The organism is Klebsiella sp. JN_Kp127, from assembly GCF_040062505.1.
Lineage (GTDB): Bacteria > Pseudomonadota > Gammaproteobacteria > Enterobacterales > Enterobacteriaceae > Klebsiella > Klebsiella quasipneumoniae.
The window spans coordinates 66,609-83,707 of record NZ_JBEAHS010000008.1; the positions used below are offsets into that span (position 1 = coordinate 66,609).

The 17,099-nt window shown below is 59.4% G+C and carries 17 protein-coding genes; 3 read left to right on the top strand and 14 right to left on the bottom strand.

Going from position 1 to position 17,099, the window contains the following annotated elements:
• Positions 1-29: 29 nt before the first annotated feature.
• From aphA to dnaB, 4 genes are all read right to left on the bottom strand, one after another.
• On the bottom strand, positions 30-743 hold the full coding sequence (gene aphA, locus ABLV04_RS05715; RefSeq protein ID WP_004151745.1) for an acid phosphatase AphA: 714 nt from the start codon (positions 741-743) through the stop codon (positions 30-32).
• 191 nt (positions 744-934) lie between these two features.
• Positions 935-2,128, bottom strand: a complete 1,194-nt coding sequence (gene tyrB, locus ABLV04_RS05720) for an aromatic amino acid transaminase (RefSeq protein WP_048296433.1) — start codon at positions 2,126-2,128, stop codon at positions 935-937.
• A 177-nt stretch (positions 2,129-2,305) separates the two neighbouring features.
• Positions 2,306-3,385, bottom strand: coding sequence for an alanine racemase (gene alr / locus ABLV04_RS05725; protein ID WP_023291631.1), 1,080 nt, complete (start codon positions 3,383-3,385; stop codon positions 2,306-2,308).
• A 31-nt stretch (positions 3,386-3,416) separates the two neighbouring features.
• Complete coding sequence (gene dnaB / locus ABLV04_RS05730) at positions 3,417-4,832, bottom strand: replicative DNA helicase (protein ID WP_002884942.1); 1,416 nt, start codon at positions 4,830-4,832, stop codon at positions 3,417-3,419.
• A 169-nt stretch (positions 4,833-5,001) separates the two neighbouring features.
• Between dnaB and ABLV04_RS05735 the strand changes: the two genes are divergently transcribed.
• Complete coding sequence (locus ABLV04_RS05735; RefSeq protein ID WP_023291630.1) at positions 5,002-5,985, top strand: quinone oxidoreductase; 984 nt, start codon at positions 5,002-5,004, stop codon at positions 5,983-5,985.
• Between the two features lie 181 nt (positions 5,986-6,166).
• Here ABLV04_RS05735 and pspG read toward each other — a convergent pair whose 3' ends face one another.
• The 3 genes from pspG to ABLV04_RS05750 form a co-directional block, all read right to left on the bottom strand.
• Entirely contained in the window at positions 6,167-6,409 is a 243-nt protein-coding gene (gene pspG / locus ABLV04_RS05740; RefSeq protein WP_004206297.1) for an envelope stress response protein PspG, read from the bottom strand.
• Between the two features lie 140 nt (positions 6,410-6,549).
• Positions 6,550-7,548, bottom strand: coding sequence for a tRNA dihydrouridine(20/20a) synthase DusA (dusA, locus tag ABLV04_RS05745; protein WP_089503746.1), 999 nt, complete (start codon positions 7,546-7,548; stop codon positions 6,550-6,552).
• A 100-nt stretch (positions 7,549-7,648) separates the two neighbouring features.
• The gene (locus ABLV04_RS05750) at positions 7,649-8,137 is read right to left on the bottom strand and encodes a cupin domain-containing protein (RefSeq protein WP_023291628.1); all 489 of its coding nucleotides are present in this window, start codon (positions 8,135-8,137) and stop codon (positions 7,649-7,651) included.
• A 248-nt stretch (positions 8,138-8,385) separates the two neighbouring features.
• Between ABLV04_RS05750 and zur the strand changes: the two genes are divergently transcribed.
• Positions 8,386-8,901, top strand: coding sequence for a zinc uptake transcriptional repressor Zur (gene zur, locus ABLV04_RS05755; protein WP_023291627.1), 516 nt, complete (start codon positions 8,386-8,388; stop codon positions 8,899-8,901).
• A 95-nt stretch (positions 8,902-8,996) separates the two neighbouring features.
• Here the strand turns inward: zur and ABLV04_RS05760 are convergent, their stop codons facing one another.
• The 4 genes from ABLV04_RS05760 to ABLV04_RS05775 form a co-directional block, all read right to left on the bottom strand.
• On the bottom strand, positions 8,997-9,206 hold the full coding sequence (locus ABLV04_RS05760; protein ID WP_023291626.1) for a CsbD family protein: 210 nt from the start codon (positions 9,204-9,206) through the stop codon (positions 8,997-8,999).
• A gap of 237 nt (positions 9,207-9,443) precedes the next feature.
• The gene (gene dinF / locus ABLV04_RS05765) at positions 9,444-10,760 is read right to left on the bottom strand and encodes an MATE family efflux transporter DinF (RefSeq protein WP_044525128.1); all 1,317 of its coding nucleotides are present in this window, start codon (positions 10,758-10,760) and stop codon (positions 9,444-9,446) included.
• 69 nt (positions 10,761-10,829) lie between these two features.
• Positions 10,830-11,438, bottom strand: a complete 609-nt coding sequence (gene lexA / locus ABLV04_RS05770) for a transcriptional repressor LexA (protein WP_004206291.1) — start codon at positions 11,436-11,438, stop codon at positions 10,830-10,832.
• Between the two features lie 122 nt (positions 11,439-11,560).
• Complete coding sequence (locus ABLV04_RS05775; RefSeq protein WP_004206290.1) at positions 11,561-11,929, bottom strand: diacylglycerol kinase; 369 nt, start codon at positions 11,927-11,929, stop codon at positions 11,561-11,563.
• A gap of 128 nt (positions 11,930-12,057) precedes the next feature.
• Between ABLV04_RS05775 and plsB the strand changes: the two genes are divergently transcribed.
• Complete coding sequence (gene plsB / locus ABLV04_RS05780; RefSeq protein WP_017900122.1) at positions 12,058-14,481, top strand: glycerol-3-phosphate 1-O-acyltransferase PlsB; 2,424 nt, start codon at positions 12,058-12,060, stop codon at positions 14,479-14,481.
• A gap of 63 nt (positions 14,482-14,544) precedes the next feature.
• Here the strand turns inward: plsB and ubiA are convergent, their stop codons facing one another.
• The 3 genes from ubiA to malM form a co-directional block, all read right to left on the bottom strand.
• Positions 14,545-15,411 (bottom strand): 4-hydroxybenzoate octaprenyltransferase, encoded by an 867-nt coding sequence (ubiA, locus tag ABLV04_RS05785; protein ID WP_002884808.1) that lies wholly within the window; start codon positions 15,409-15,411, stop codon positions 14,545-14,547.
• Between the two features lie 12 nt (positions 15,412-15,423).
• Positions 15,424-15,921 carry a chorismate lyase gene (ubiC, locus tag ABLV04_RS05790; RefSeq protein ID WP_017900123.1) on the bottom strand — a complete coding sequence of 166 codons (498 nt, stop codon included), beginning with the start codon at positions 15,919-15,921 and terminating at the stop codon, positions 15,424-15,426.
• Between the two features lie 187 nt (positions 15,922-16,108).
• Complete coding sequence (malM, locus tag ABLV04_RS05795) at positions 16,109-17,038, bottom strand: maltose operon protein MalM (RefSeq protein ID WP_147733931.1); 930 nt, start codon at positions 17,036-17,038, stop codon at positions 16,109-16,111.
• Between the last annotated feature and the right edge of the window lie 61 nt (positions 17,039-17,099).

Consider the following 17,099-nt stretch of genomic DNA (forward strand, 5'->3'; position numbering starts at 1 on the left):
CGCTGCCGTTTATCCCGTTCAGGCGCCCATCAGTATTCGGAATTGACGATCACTTCTTCGCCCAGCGCGCCGGCCATCGGCAGCGGCTTGTAGGAGGAGTTGGCGGCGCGCAGCACGCGGATCCCGCGGGCGCCCGCCTCGCGGGCAGCGGTAATGTCGTTATCCGAGTCGCCATAGAAAACCTTTATCTGCTTCGCCTGCAGCCACTGGGTCTTGGTGTTCTGACCCGGCTTATCGCCAGCGAAAATCACCGGGTTCATATTGGCGGCCGGGATGAGGAAATCATCCTGCAGGGTTTTAGAAACGGTTTCTGTTTTGGTCTGGCTGCGGCCGGTGACGAACCAGATGCTGTCGCCACGCTTCACATGCATGGCAATCAGCTGGCGCGCCACCTCTTTTGGCATACTGAATTCGTCCCAGCCGTTGTTCATTTTTTCCCAGAACTGCGGGTTTTTCAGGTAATCCTCACTGCCGGGGGAGAAGGTTTTTTGCCCGCGCCAGAAACCGGGACTGGAGAAGAGGACGGTATCATCGATATCAAAACCGACGGCCATCGGCGGACGCCCCAGCAGGCTGTTCTCAATTTGCGCCACCGAAACCCAGTGGATCGGCGCCTGCTCGGCCAGCTGGGCCACGTTGGTACCGACCCACAGCGGCTGCGGCGTGGAGGCGCGCGCCACGACGGCGCTGTTCAGCGTGAACAGGAGAGAGGCCGCCGCAAGGGCGAGAGTAAGTTTGCGCATATTTATCCCTAAATCTATCAATCATTATTGTTTTCAATAATGTGCATGCTTAGTAACGTCCCGACCTTACCCGCAGGCGGCAGGGATGAAAAGCCTTTTTCGCGCAGATGTCATAGAAAAAGAGGATGATCACAATCAGAGGGGGTTGCCCCTGCCCGTTGACCGGCAGAGACAACCTGCTGGAGAGCGGCTTACATTACCGCGGCAAAGGCTTTCGCTACCTGCTGAACATTACGTGAGTTTAACCCCGCCACGCACATACGTCCGCTGGCAATCAGGTAGACGCCAAACTCGTCGCGCAGGCGATCCACCTGCGCCGCGCTGAAGCCGGTGTAGCTGAACATCCCGCGCTGCTTGAGCAGATAATCCACTTTGCTGCCCGGAGCAACCTGCTGCAGCGCGTCGACCAGCGCCTGACGCATGGTCAGGATATGCGCGCGCATGGCGTCCACTTCCGCCTGCCAGGTGGCTTTCAGCCCGGCATCGTTCAGCACCGTCGCCACCACCTGCGCGCCAAAGCTCGGCGGGCTGGAGTAGTTGCGGCGCACGGTGGCCTTCAGCTGGCCCAGCACGCGGCCTGCGGTTTCACTGTCTTCACAGACCACCGACAGGCCGCCGACGCGCTCCCCGTACAGGGAGAAAATTTTGGAGAAAGAGTTGCTGACCAGCATCGGCATCCCGGCGCTGGCGATGGCGCGAATGGCGTAGGCATCCTCTTCCAGCCCTGCGCCAAAGCCCTGGTAGGCGATATCGAGGAACGGGATCAGCTGACGCGCTTTCAGGATCTCCACCACACGATCCCACTGTTCCGGCGTCAGGTCGGCGCCGGTCGGGTTGTGGCAGCAGGGGTGCAGCAGCACAATGTCGCGCGCCGGCAGCGTTTGCAGCGTCGCCAGCAGCGCTTCAAAGCGCACGCCGTTGGTGGCTTTATCAAACCAGGGGTAAGTACTTACTTCGAAGCCAGCCCCTTCAAATATGGCGATGTGGTTTTCCCAGGTCGGGTCACTGACCCAGACATGAGACTCAGGAAAGTAGCGTTTGAGGAAGTCGGCCCCGACCTTCAGCGCGCCCGAACCGCCGACCGTCTGAATGGAGGCGATGCGGTTTTGCTTAAGCGCGGTATGCTCTGCGCCAAACAGCAGCGGGGCAATCGCCTGGCGGTAGCCGCTCAGCCCTTCCATCGGCAGATACAGCGAGGCGCCGTGCGGCTCGGCGTTCAGGCGCGCTTCCGCTTCCGCCACCGCCTGCAGCTGCGGGATAATGCCGTCATCGTTGTAATACAGCCCGATACTCAGGTTGACTTTGTCGCTTCGCGGGTCTTCTTTGAAGCGTTCCATCAGAGAAAGAATTGGGTCGCCGGCGTAGGCGTCAACTTTTTGAAACACGCGATGTATCTCCAGGTTTACATAGGGCAGGTTCTTACACAATAAACCGGATATGACGGCAGGTCGAGAGGATGTTGAGGGGAAAGTGACTGCGCAGCGGTATAAACCGCTTTTTTGTCCGCGGCTATACCGATTGCGTACCGGACCAGCGTCTGAGCTATCCGGTACGAACGAGGCTTAGTCGAGGTATTTCATGGCTACGCGGGAGGTCAGTCGCGTAATAAGTTCGTAAGCGCTCACTTTCGTTATCTCGGCGATGCGCTCTACCGGGAGTCCCTCTCCCCACAGCACCACCGCGTCGCCGGCTTTATCCTCGGCCTGCGGGCCGAGGTCAACACAGATCATATCCATCGCCACCCGGCCGACAATCGGCACTTCGCGGCCATTGACCAGCACTGGGGTGCCCGACGGCGCGGCGCGCGGATAACCGTCGCCATAGCCCATCGCGACCACGCCGAGCCGAGTGTCGCGTTCGCTGATCCAGGTGCCGCCGTAGCCGACGGGCTCCCCTGCTTTATGCTCGCGCACGGCAATCAGGCTGGACGTCAGGGTCATCACCGGCTGACAGCCAAAATCTTTCCCGGTGGAGCGATCGTCCAGCGGCGACACGCCATACAGGATAATGCCCGGACGCACCCAGTCATAATGCGACTGCGGCCACAGCAGGATGCCACCCGAGGCGGCAATAGAGCGCCATCCCGGCTTGCCATCGGTAAAGGTGGTGAAGATATCCAGCTGCCGTTCGGTGGCGCCGCAGGTCGGCTCATCGGCGCGGGCGAAGTGGCTCACCACGTTGACCGGCTGGCGGACGTTTTTGCACTGGCTCAGACGCTGATAAAACGCCTCAGCTTCCTCCGGGCGCACCCCTAAGCGATGCATACCGGTATCCAGTTTCATCCACACGGTCACCGGCTCGGGGAGGTCGGCTTGCTCCAGCGCCGCCAGCTGTTCGGGGCTATGCACCGCCGTATGCAGACGCTGAGCGGCGATCACCGCCAGGTCTTCCGCCGCAAAAAAGCCTTCCAGCAGGAGGATCGGCTGGGCGATCCCCCCCGCTCGCAGGCGCAGCGCCTCTTCCAGGCGGGCGACGCCAAAAGCGTCGGCGTCGGTCAGCGTTCGCGCGGTCTCAAGAAGACCGTGTCCGTAGGCGTTCGCTTTCACCACCGCAACCAGTTTGCTGGCAGGCGCCAGTTCACGCAGACGTTGCAGGTTGTGTCGCAGAGCGCGGCGGTTGATAACTACAGTTGCCGCTTGCATTTGAATTCCTTAATTAAAGAAGGAGGAAGGGTTACTCATCATCATACTGAGGGCCAGCATAATTATCGAAACGCGACCACTGGCCGTTGAAGGTCAGTCGCACGGTGCCGATCGGGCCGTTACGTTGTTTACCAATGATAATTTCCGCGATGCCCTTCAGATCGCTGTTCTCGTGATAGACCTCATCACGGTAAATGAACATGATTAAGTCGGCATCCTGTTCGATAGAGCCGGACTCACGCAGGTCGGAGTTGACCGGGCGTTTATCGGCACGTTGCTCCAGCGAGCGGTTCAGCTGCGACAGCGCCACCACCGGCACCTGCAGCTCTTTGGCCAGCGCCTTCAGCGAGCGGGAGATTTCGGCGATCTCGAGGGTACGGTTGTCGGAGAGCGACGGCACGCGCATCAGCTGCAGGTAGTCGATCATAATCAGCCCGATGCCGCCGTGCTCGCGAGCGATACGCCGCGCGCGGGAACGCACTTCCGTCGGCGTCAGGCCGGAGGAGTCATCGATATAGATGTTACGTTTTTCCAGCAGAATGCCCATGGTGCCGGAGATCCGCGCCCAGTCCTCATCGTCCAGCTGACCGGTACGAATGCGGGTCTGATCGACGCGCGACAGCGAGGCCAGAGAACGCATCATGATCTGTTCCGAGGGCATCTCGAGACTGAAGATGAGTACCGGCTTGTCCTGCAGCATCGCTGCGTTTTCCACGAGGTTCATGGCGAAGGTCGTTTTACCCATCGACGGACGGGCGGCGACGATAATCAGATCCGACGGCTGCAGGCCGGCGGTCTTTTTGTTGAGGTCGTCGTAGCCGGTGTTGACCCCGGTAACGCCGTCGTGGGGCTGCTGGAACAGCTGTTCGATACGGGCGACGGTGGCGTCGAGGACATCGGCGATGTTTTTCGGCCCTTCGTCTTTATTGGCCCGGCTTTCAGCGATTTTAAAGACGCGGGACTCGGCGAGGTCGAGCAGATCTTCGCTGGTTCGCCCCTGCGGGTCGAAACCGGCCTCGGCGATCTCATTGGCCACCGAGATCATCTCGCGCACGACCGCGCGTTCGCGCACGATGTCGGCATAGGCGCTGATGTTTGCCGCGCTGGGGGTATTTTTGGACAGTTCAGCCAGATAGGCGAAGCCGCCCACGCTGTCCAGCTGTCCCTGACGCTCCAGCGACTCCGCAAGGGTGATCAGGTCAATCGGGCTGCCCGACTCCTGCAGGCGCGCCATCTCGGTAAAGATATGACGATGCGGACGGGTATAAAAGTCGTCGGCAACGACGCGTTCGGCGACGTCGTCCCAGCGCTCGTTATCCAGCATTAAACCGCCCAACACCGACTGCTCCGCTTCAATCGAGTGCGGCGGGACTTTCAGCCCGGCGAGCTGCGGATCGCGTTCGCGGGTTTCTGTCTGTGGTTTGTTGAAGGGTTTATTTCCTGCCATAGCCTAACGTTTCACCGATACGGAAAAGAGCGTGACAGTATAGCGAGAAAGCCATTGCCGCTAAAGAACCCATTCAGCGTGACTGGCCTGAGGCGGGTAAGAAAATCCGTCGCCGCCGCCGCAGGCTGTTAAGCTTACTGGATAATCTCAGAACAACACAGGAGCGAACATGGCAACACGCATCGAATTTTCAAAACACGGGGGGCCGGAGGTGCTTCAGGCGGTTGAATTCACGCCCCGCGATCCCGCTGAGCATGAAATTCAGGTCGAAAACAAAGCCATCGGTATCAATTATATCGACACCTATGTTCGTGGCGGCCTCTATCCGCCGCCCTCGCTGCCGAGCGGCCTCGGCACCGAAGCGGCCGGCGTCGTCAGTAAAGTTGGCCATGGGGTATCGCACATTAAGGTAGGCGATCGGGTGGTGTATGCCCAGTCGGCGCTCGGCGCCTACAGCACGGTGCACAATGTGCTGGCCGACAAAGCGGCGGTCCTCCCGGACGCCATCTCTTTCGAACAGGCCGCCGCGTCATTCCTCAAGGGATTAACGGTCTGGTATCTGCTGCGCAAAACCTATGAAATTAAGCCTGATGAGATGTTCCTGTTTCACGCGGCCGCCGGCGGCGTGGGGCTGATAGCCTGTCAGTGGGCGAAAGCGCTGGGGGCGAAACTTATCGGCACCGTCGGCAGCGCGCAGAAGGCGCAGCGCGCCAAAGCGGCGGGCGCCTGGCAGGTGATTAACTATCGCGAAGAACCTATCGCGGAGCGGCTCAAAGCGCTCACCGACGGTAAGAAAGTCGCCGTGGTCTATGACTCGGTAGGGAAAGATACCTGGGAAGCCTCTCTGGACTGTCTGCAACGCCGCGGCCTGATGGTCAGCTTTGGCAACTCCTCCGGCCCGGTAACCGGCGTTAATCTGGGGATCCTGAACCAGAAAGGTTCTCTGTACGTCACCCGCCCATCGCTGCAGGGCTATATCACCAACCGGGAAGAGCTGGCGGAAGCCTGTAGTGAGCTGTTTTCGCTGATCGCCAGCGGCGTGATTAAAGTGGACGTGCCCGAGAGTCAGACCTATCCGCTGACCGAAGCGCGACGGGCGCATGAAGTTCTGGAGAGCCGGGTGACACAGGGGTCGAGTCTGCTGCTGCCGTAAGCGGACAAAGGGACAAAAGTTTAGGGCTTCCACCTGGGAAGCCCTTACTTTTTTTTAGTTCGGCTGTATGTAGGGTACAGCGCGATGAATTCGTTAACGCGCTAATAGTGACAGATTTGCGCAGTAATGCCTACGCGGTTCTGTGCAAAATTGTTCAGGTTGTGACATACCCCTCAATACCTTAGTAACGCCAACGGTTATTGTCGCGAAAAGCGTTTCCGTCCGGGGTTTTCAGTGCCCGAATAACCCACACCACCACCACCGCCAACAGCAGCCACGGCAGCAATTTAATCATTAAAGCAAACAAACCGCCGACGAACATCAGCGCCGTAGCCACCACGATGGCGGCGATAATCCCCAACAGCGATACGCCGGTGACCAGCAGCATGACAAAAAATCCGATGACAAATAACAGTTCCAGCATGGCTCTCTCCCCACAGTCATTAATACGTCGCTCTGCAGGTATTACAAAAAACATGCCAACAATAAATAATTGAATTTAAAAGAAAACGCCCCGCAATGGTGTGCGGGGCGTGGTCAATTTCACCAGGTTTTGGTGAGAAACTAACGCTTATCGGCCACCAGCTTCAGGGCCTGCTCCAGCACCGCAATGTCGGCGCCGGCTTTATGCGCATTCTCGCTCAGGTAGCGACGCCACTGGCGGGCGCCCGGGATACCCTGAAACAGTCCCAGCATATGACGGGTGATATGGCCCAGATAAGTACCCTTGCTGAGCTCGCGCTCAATATACGGGTACATGGCCCGCACGACGGCCACGGGATCGGCATCCGCACCGGCGACGCCGAAAATCTCCCGGTCGACCGAAGCCAGAATGCCCGGATTCTGATAGGCCTCACGCCCGACCATCACCCCATCCATATGCTCAAGCTGTGCTCTGACTTCATCCAGCGATTTGATGCCGCCGTTAATCGCCATCGTCAGATGGGGGAAGTCGCGCTTCAGCTGCCAGACGCGGGGGTAATCCAGCGGCGGGATCTCGCGGTTCTCTTTCGGGCTCAGACCGGAGAGCCAGGCTTTGCGGGCGTGAATAATAAACATCTCACATTCGCCCTTGCCGGAGACCGTCTCAATGAAATCGCAAAGGAATTCATAGCTATCCTGGTCGTCGATGCCGATACGGGTCTTCACCGTGACCGGGATCGACACCACATCGCGCATCGCTTTGATACAGTCGGCCACCAGCTGGGCATTCCCCATCAGACAGGCGCCAAACATCCCGTTCTGCACCCGATCGGAGGGGCAGCCGACGTTGAGATTGATCTCATCATAGCCGCGCGCCTCGGCCAGCTTCGCGCACTGCGCCAGGGCCTGCGGATCGCTGCCGCCGAGCTGCAGAGCAACCGGGTGTTCTTCTTCGCTATAGGCCAGATAGTCCCCTTTGCCGTGAATAATCGCCCCGGTGGTCACCATTTCGGTATACAGCAGCGTATGCCGCGACAGCAGCCGCAGGAAGTAGCGGCAATGCCGGTCAGTCCAGTCGAGCATCGGCGCGATGGAGAGGCGGTGAGCAGGAAAAACAGGTGACGTTGATTCAGGCATCATGGCGAATAAATAAGCATCCGGGTAAAAAGGGGCGCTACTATAGCATAAAGATAAACCACAGGCGCGTAGTGCGCCGCGCTTCGCCCCTTCCCGGTGTCGATTACTTTATCCGCGGTTTGCCATCATGTGGGCCAAAGAACTGCGGCGGATGATCAACCCAGCGATCCTGGCGCGTCGCGGCATAGCCGGGATTGAGCGGGTAGTAAATTCGGTTGTACTTTTTGTTGGCCTCACCCACCACCAACAGACGAACCTCCTGCTCGGTGTTATTGAGAAAGGTGTGGCAAACGCCGGTGCCGGCGGGGAAACCTACGCTATCGCCCGGCTCCAGCTTCCAGAGATAGCCGTTTATCCACACTTCCGGATAGCCCTCCAGCACATAGATGAACTCTTCCTCATCGCTCTCCGCGTGCGGGTAAGAGGTGCGCCGCCCGGGCGGCAGTCTCTCGTGGTGGATCCCCAGCCGGTTGAGGCGTAAACCGCGCCCCAGCGGCGCGCCAATGGAAAAACGCTCCGGGCTGTCGGGATAAGTGGCATCGTCGGGCCCTTCCAGTTCGCGCCAGTGGCGAATGCAATCAGGTCGTTTCATCGTTTTCTCCCGAAAATGAGACACTTCAGATATAGCATACCCTGGGTCAGGCGTGTTGCGATTAAATCGGGCATGACGATTTTAGCGACCGGCTAAGGCGCAGCCTCCACGAGCGTCAGCGGCCAGCGCCAGGGAGTGGACTGGCGCCGACAATCTGAAGTATGACCCGCATCACCCGTCGGGTCTCGGCGTTTTCCGCGGAACGTGATAAAGTAACAGATTCAATTTCACGCAACCTGAGGATGCTCATGGATAAGTCCCCTTCGCAAGAGATGTTAGCGCATGCTGAAAAGCTGTGTGCGCAACGCGGCGTACGCCTGACCCCACAGCGTCTGGAAGTGTTGCGCCTGATGAGCCTGCAGCAAGGGGCAATCAGCGCCTACGACCTGCTGGATCTGCTGCGTGAGAAAGAGCCGCAGGCGAAGCCGCCGACGGTCTACCGCGCGCTGGAGTTTTTACTCGAGCAGGGTTTTGTCCACAAGGTGGAATCGACCAACAGCTATGTGCTGTGTCATCTCTTTGACCAGCCAACCCACAGCTCGGCCATGTTTATCTGCGACCGCTGCGGCGTGGTGAAGGAAGAGGCGGCTGAAGGGGTGGAAGATATCATGCATACGCTGGCGGCCAGAATGGGCTTCGCCCTGCGCCACAACGTGATTGAAGCTCATGGCCTTTGCGCGAGCTGCGTGGAAGTGGAAGCCTGCAGCACGCCGGGACACTGCCAGCACGATCATACGATTCAGCTCAAAAAGAAAGCCCGCTGAGCGGCAGCCGCAGCGGGAAAAAGGGTTAACGGCGCGTCCCTGCGCCATTTAGACAGGCACTAACACAAATGCTTCATTCTTCGGATCAAGGAACGCTACCAGCGATAGTCGTTCTTATGCTCCCAGTCTGAGACTTCTTTCTCAGCCTGATCTTTCTCATAGCCGTAACGCTCCTGAATTTTGCCGACCAGCTGGTCGCGCTTCCCTTCGATTACGGTCATATCGTCATCGGTAAGTTTGCCCCACTGTTCCTTGGCTTTACCTTTCAACTGTTTCCAGTTACCGCCGATTTCGTCTTTATTCATGATAACGTCCTCATCATTCGGTGGGTTTACAGCCCGTTTTGTGCCGGACATGGTATTAACTATAGATGAGAATGCTGGCGCCGATTCGTTATTCGGAATTTTTAACCATAGCCCTCATTGGAGACGCTGAAGGTGGTTTTCCCGGCACGCGCTACGCTCGGCCGGGCTACTGAGTCGCTCCGGCAAGCCTGACGCGACCGGAGGACGTTCACCGATAATGGCGAGCTAGAGAAAGGGCTAACTAAACCAGGTGCCGCGTCGCCAGTGGCGGCGCCAGATCAGCGCCAGCGACAGGCCTCGCAGCGCGAGAAACACCGCCAGCGCCAGCCACAGGCCGTGATTGCCGAGCGCCGGGACCGTAAGCAGCGTCACGGCGAAGCCGGCCGCGGCGACCGCCATACTGTTCCGCATCTCCGCGCCGCGCGTCGCGCCGATAAACATGCCGTCCAGCAGATAGCACCAGACCCCGACCACCGGCAGGATGGTCTGCCAGATCAGATAGCGATCGGCCAGCTGCTGCAGGGAAGGCAGTGAGGTTAACAGCGCGATGATGTACTCCCCCGCCAGGCTGTAAACCAGGGCAAACGCAAGCGCCACCATACCGGACTGCCGGCAGGCCGCCCGCCACACCTCCAGCAGCTGGCTGCCGTCGCGCGCGCCGTAGGCCTGGCCGGAGTGGGCCTCCACGGCATAGGCAAAGCCATCCAGCGCGTAGGCGGTAAAGGTCAGCATGGTCATTAGTACGGCGTTGACCGCCACGATATCGCTGCCCAGACGGGCGCCGTAGACGGTCAGCGCGCCAAAGCACAGCTGCAGCAGCAGGGAGCGCAGCATGATGTCGCGATTCAACGCCAGCAGACGGCGCATGTCCCCGCGCCAGGCGTTTTTCAGCATCGCCAGCGACACGCCGCGCAGCGTCAGCACCCGCTTCGCCATCATCAGGCCGATAATGAGAGTGGCGTACTCCGCGGTGACCGTGGCCAGCGCCGCCCCCTGGACGTTCATCCGCAGGCCCATCACCAGCCACAGGTCGAGCACAATATTCAACAGATTACCGACCACCAGCAAAATCACCGGCGCCCGGGCGTACTGGACCCCCAGCAGCCAGCCGAGCAGCACAAGGTTGGCCAGCGACGCGGGAGCGCTGAGCCAGCGGATATCGAGAAACCGTCTCGCCTGCTCGAGAACCGCCTCGCTGCCGCCGACGATATGCAGGGCGAGGTTAATCAACGGCAGGCGAAACAGGATAATCAACACCCCGGCGCCCAGCGCCAGAGCCAGCGGCTGCACCAGCGCCCGTGCCAGTCGCAGCGGATCTTTGGCCCCCCAGGCCTGAGCGGTCAACCCGGTGGTGCTCATGCGAAGAAACAGCAGCAGCATAAACAGGAAACTGGTGGCCGTCGCTCCGACCGCGACGCCGCCGAGGTATACCGGGCTGTCAAGGTGGCCGATCACCGCGGTATCCACCAGCCCCAACAGCGGGACGGTGATATTGGAGAAAATCATGGGGAGTGCAAGGCGCCACAGCGCTTTATCGGCAGCGTTGAGCAGCATGTTCGGAGACCTGATTGAGGACAAACGTCGCAGCGTCATGCATCAGATGACGCTGCGCGGGGGCAGGCGTTACAGCCATTCTCCATTACGGATCACGCCAACGGCCAGACCCTCAATGGTAAAACTCTGCTGACGCAGATCGACAACGATAGGGGTAAATTCGCTGTTTTCTGGCAACAGTTCGACGACGTTGCCCTGCTTTTTCAGGCGCTTCACCGTCACTTCATCGTCAATGCGCGCTACCACCACCTGGCCGTTACGCACATCCTGGGTTTTGTGGACCGCCAGCAGATCGCCATCCAGAATACCGATGTCTTTCATCGACATCCCGCTGACGCGCAGCAGAAAATCGGCGTTGGGCTTGAACATCGACGGGTCGACCTGATAGTGGCCTTCAATATGCTGCTGCGCCAGCAGCGGCTCGCCGGCGGCGACGCGGCCGATCAGCGGCAGGCCGTGCTCTTCTTCCGTCAGCAGGCGGATACCGCGCGAGGCGCCGGAGACGATCTCGATTGCGCCTTTACGCGCCAGCGCTTTCAGGTGTTCTTCCGCCGCGTTTGGGGAACGGAACCCCAAGCGCTGAGCAATCTCCGCACGCGTCGGCGGCATGCCCGTCTGGCTGATATGATCCCGAATGAGATCAAACACCTCTTGCTGCCTGGTCGTTAACGCTTTCATTCCGCCCCCTGGGTGTATATACAGTTATGCTGTGAGTATATACAGCTAACGGTGATTTTGGAACCACATGGCACACAAAAATCGGCAGATTGTTTATATTTTGCGAGGGTTAGCGAAGAACGTTAGTGATAATGGCTCCACAGCAGCGTTCCCCAGGTGATCAGCGCGATGATAATCGCCAGCAGGACCGCCGCCGACCCCATGTCTTTGGCGCGCCCTGAAAGCTCGTGATAATCCGAGCCAATACGGTCCACGACCGCCTCAATCGCGCTGTTGAGAATTTCGACTATCATCACTAGCAGGACCGAGCCAATCAGCAATACGCGGGTGATGGCGTCGACGTCCAGCCAGCAGGCTATCGCGACGGCCACGATGGCGGCGACACCTTCCTGACGAAACGCGGCCTCGTTGATCCACGCCGCGCGAAATCCTTTCCAGGAGTAACCTGCCGCCTTAATGATTCGGGTTAACCCGGTGGTATTATTGGCCATCACAAAACCTTTTTATGTAAATGACGTCGATGAGTGTACGCGTTTGCCGCGCGGTAACGGAAATTTTGCCCGCTTTCTGTTATTCTTGCCGCGCATTTGCATGATTAACCAGAGGCTTCACATCGTTTATGTCCGGCTGGCAACGAATTTACTATAAATTACTGAATTTACCATTACGGGTGCTGGTAAAAAGCAAGTCTATTCCGGCAGAGCCTGCTCAGGAATTAGGACTCGATACCTCGCGTCCGGTCATGTACGTCCTGCCCTATAACTCCAAGGCGGACCTGCTGACGCTGCGCGCCCAATGTCTGGCGCATGATTTACCTGACCCGCTTGAACCGCTGGAAATCGACGGCGCCCTGCTGCCGCGCTACGTATTCATCCACGGCGGGCCGCGCGTATTCACCTACTACACGCCAAAAGAAGAGTCCATCAAGCTGTTCCACGACTACCTCGATCTGCACCGCAACCATCCGGATCTCGATGTGCAAATGGTGCCGGTGTCGGTGATGTTCGGCCGCTCGCCGGGTCGTGAGAAAGGGGAAGTTAATCCGCCGCTGCGGATGCTTAACGGCATTCAGAAATTTTTCGCCGTCTCCTGGCTCGGCCGCGACAGCTTCGTGCGCTTCTCGCCTTCCGTATCGCTGCGCCGCATGGCGGATGAGCACGGTACCGATAAGATCATCGCCCAGAAACTGGCTCGCGTCGCGCGGATGCATTTTGCCCGCCAGCGCCTGGCCGCCGTCGGCCCGCGTCTGCCGGCCCGCCAGGATCTGTTTAACAAGCTGCTGGCGTCGAAGGCCATTGCCCGGGCGGTGGAAGACGAAGCGCGCAGCAAGAAAATTTCCCACGAGAAGGCCCAGCAGAACGCGATTGCGCTGATGGAAGAGATTGCCGCGAACTTCTCTTACGAGATGATCCGTCTGACCGACCGCATTCTCGGCTTCACCTGGAACCGCCTGTACCAGGGCATCAACGTGCATAACGCCGAGCGCGTACGCCAGCTGGCGCACGATGGCCATGAGATTGTCTATGTCCCCTGCCACCGCAGCCACATGGACTATCTGCTGCTCTCTTACGTCCTGTACCACCAGGGGCTGGTGCCTCCGCATATCGCGGCGGGTATCAACCTTAACTTCTGGCCAGCCGGGCCAATCTTCCGCCGCCTCGGCGCATTCTTTATTCGCCGCACCTTTAAGGGCAATAAGCTCTACTCCACGGTGTTCCGCGAGTACCTTGGCGAACTGTTCAGCCGCGGCTATTCCGTAGAGTATTTCGTCGAAGGCGGCCGCTCCCGTACCGGCCGTCTGCTCGATCCGAAGACCGGTACGCTGTCGATGACTATCCAGGCGATGCTGCGCGGCGGCACCCGGCCGATCACCCTGGTGCCGATTTACATCGGCTACGAGCACGTGATGGAGGTAGGGACCTATGCCAAAGAGCTGCGCGGCGCCACCAAAGAGAAAGAGAGTCTGCCGCAGATGGTGCGCGGCTTAAGCAAGCTGCGCAATCTTGGCCAGGGCTACGTTAACTTCGGCGAACCGCTGCCGCTGATGACCTATCTGAACCACCATGTGCCGGAGTGGCGGGAAGCGATTGACCCGATCGAAGCGGTCCGCCCTTCCTGGCTGACGCCGACGGTGAATAACATCGCCGCTGACCTGATGGTACGCATCAACAACGCCGGCGCGGCCAACGCCATGAACCTCTGCTGTACGGCGCTGCTGGCCTCCCGCCAGCGTTCGCTGACCCGTGAGCAGCTCACCCAGCAGCTGGAGTGTTACCTCGCGCTGCTGCGCAATGTGCCCTATTCGCCGGATGCCACCGCGCCGTCCGCTTCGGCCAGCGAACTTATCGACCACGCGCTGCAGATGAACAAGTTCGAAGTCGAGAAAGACACCATTGGCGACATCATCATTCTGCCGCGCGAGCAGGCGGTGCTGATGACCTACTATCGCAACAACATCGCCCATATGCTGGTGATGCCGTCGCTGTTAGCCGCCCTGGTGACTCAGCATCGTCATCTCAGCCGCGCCGAAGTGCTGCGCCATGTGGAAACGCTCTATCCGTTCCTCAAAGCCGAGCTGTTCCTGCGCTGGGAGAAAGCGGAGCTGGCCGGAGTGATGGATGCGCTGATTGCCGAGATGCTGCGTCAGGAGCTGATCGTCATCGATGGCGATGTGATGAGCCTCAACCCGTCGCACTCTCGCTCTCTGCAGCTGTTGGCCGCAGGCGCCCGCGAGACGCTGCAGCGTTACGCCATTACCTTCTGGCTGCTGAGCGCTAACCCGTCTATCAACCGCAGCTCGCTGGAGAAAGAGAGCCGTACCGTGGCTCAGCGCCTGTCGGTGCTGCATGGCATCAACGCGCCGGAGTTCTTCGATAAAGCGGTATTCAGTACCCTGGTGCTGACTCTGCGCGATGAAGGCTATATCAGCGATACGGGCGATGCCGAGCCGGAAGAGACCCTGAAGGTCTATCGGATGCTGGCGGATTTGATTACGTCGGATGTACGTCTGACGATCGAAAGCGTCACGCAGGACGACGCGTAACGCGGCGTTTGCTGTCCTCCTCGCCCCCCGGCAAACCGGGGGGCAAGGATGGGGACAGGGATTTTACAGGTAGCTCATCGCCAGGCCGAGGAACAGCACCAGCCCGACGTAGTTATTGTTCATAAACGCTTTAAAGCAGTTATCGCGGTCGCGATTGAAGATAAGCTTCTGCTGCCAGCCAAACAGACCCGCCGCCACGAACAGCGACCAGTAGTATTCCCAGCCCAGCCCGTTCAGCCAGCCTACCGCGCCCATCAGCGCCAGCACGGCCACCTGCAGGATACCGATAATCAGACGATCGTTTTCGCCGAACAGGATCGCCGTCGATTTAATGCCGATCTTGACGTCGTCATCGCGATCCACCATCGCATACTGGGTATCGTAGGCCACCGCCCACAGAATGTTGGCGAGGAACATCAGCCAGCAGCTCAGCGGCAGCGATTCGCTGACGGCCGAGAAGGCCATTGGGATCGACCAGCCAAAGGCCGCCCCCAGCACCACCTGCGGCAGATGGGTGTAGCGCTTCATAAACGGATAGACCCACGCCAGCGCCAGCGCCGCCACCGACAGCAAAATCGTCATGGTGTTGAGGGTGAGCACCAGCAGGAAGGAGAGCAGCACCAGAACGATAAACAGCGTTCGCGCCTCTTTCTCGGTGACGTCGCCGCTCGGCAGCGGACGGCGGGCGGTACGCTTTACGTGACCATCAAATTTTCGATCGGCATAGTCATTCACCACGCAGCCGGCGGCGCGCATCAGCCAGACGCCGGCGACGAATACCGCCAGGATCCACAGCGGCGGGACGCCCGGCGAGGCCACCCACAGCGCCCACAGCGTCGGCCACAGCAGCAGCAAGGCGCCGATCGGTTTGTCAGTGCGCATCAGGCGATGAAACGCCAACAGCTTATTCTGCGACAGACTCCACTCCATTTTTTCTTCCTCTTAGTACAACGGCGACGCAGGCAAAAACAGCTCGGTCAGCAGCAGGGGTTTGCCGCTCAGCCGCAGGCGGGAACGACGCCCCCACAGCGCTGCATCGCGACCAATTTCAATAAAATCGCGGGTTAACGTCGACGACGTGAACAGGTATCGGCCCAGCGGGGTCTGCCCGAGCTGCTGTAGCGCCAGCTCCGGCCCACACAGCGTCGACTCCGGCACCACCGTGCGCCCGGCCAGCCAGGGCTCGCCATCGGCATTGAGTATAATCTCCCGCAGCCAGTAGCGCGGCTCGTCGGGCAACAGCGCCGCTTCGTCAGCCAGCGCCTCACGCCCGATATACCCTTCGTTAACCAGGGTGACGGTGACCTGCTTTCCTTGTTGCTCAAAACGCTGGGTCATTGAGTCCTCCAGCAGCAGCCAGTCACTCAGGGGCGGCGCCAGGGGCGGCATAACGGCAAAATAGCGCAGCGCACGCAGTCGCGTAAGCGCAGGATGGGACATGCCTGATTCTCCGGTACATAACGTGAGAGCATTGTATCGCAGAATAGGCGGTTGGTGGCGGGCAAACGTCAATATACGATCATTCACGCAACAGCCATGCAACAGACCGCCGCGCGTGCAAAAAAAGGTGCATCCCGGAGGATGCACCTAAAGGCTGTGCCTAAACATCAGCATTGTGGGGAGACGATTACCCCTTGCCTTTTACACTGCTGATAAAGGTGGAACGAGCGGATTTGGAGCCGAGGCGCTCAGCTTCGTTCATCAATTTCAGGGCTTTGTCGATGTCACCTTGTTTCACCGCCTGCTTAATACCGTTGTTGAAGTAGGTCTCGGTATCGCTGAGCATCGGTTCGCTTTTGGCGGCCGGCGCCGCAGCGGCTGCGGCGGCTGGCGCAGCTACCGGCGCCGCGGTGTTACCGACGGTGACCGGGCCCGGGCCGGAGGAGCCGAACAGCGGCCCCACCAGCACGCTGGAGGTGCTGTTGGTTTTCACTTTCAGCTTCAGCACGCCATCGGTGGTATGTTTGGCGATCGGATCCGGGATGTCCGGCGCCGCATTGCCTGCGCCTTTGGCATAGGCCTTCGCCGGATCCAGCAGGGTGGTGGTCTGCTGGAGATCTTTTTCAGTGGTAAACACCAGCACATAGAGCTTCTGCTGGCCCAGCGCCGGGGTCAGGCGCATCACTCCGCCCAGGCGATCGGCAGTCATCACGCCCGGCTGCTGATAGGTAAAGTAGTTGCTGGGAAAGAACGCCGCTGGCGTCATGTTCTGGTCGAGAATCAGCACGTTCGGCGCAAAAATCTGTTTATGTTTGTTCAGTTCGCTGTCGAGGGTCAGGGTCAGCTCACCGATATTGGCCGGCACGCTCCAGGCGGCGACCGGTCCGACGATCCCTGGAACATCCAGGCGTTGACCGCCGGTGGTTAAATCTACGCTCTGCGTCTTCGATTGATCGGCAGGCGTCCAGATCAGCTGCTGCAGCACGCTGGCTGGAATAGACGGCGCGGCGCTGGTGTTCTGCGGTACAAAGTTAACATCGGCAAGGCTCATCCCCGGCACGCATGCCAACATCCCTGCGGATAAACACAGAGCGACGAGAGTTTTCTTCATTTTCATTCTTCTCACCTTGGATAGCATCGGTTTAGCGGTAGCCAGGCAATAGCGCGCTAACCCTGAA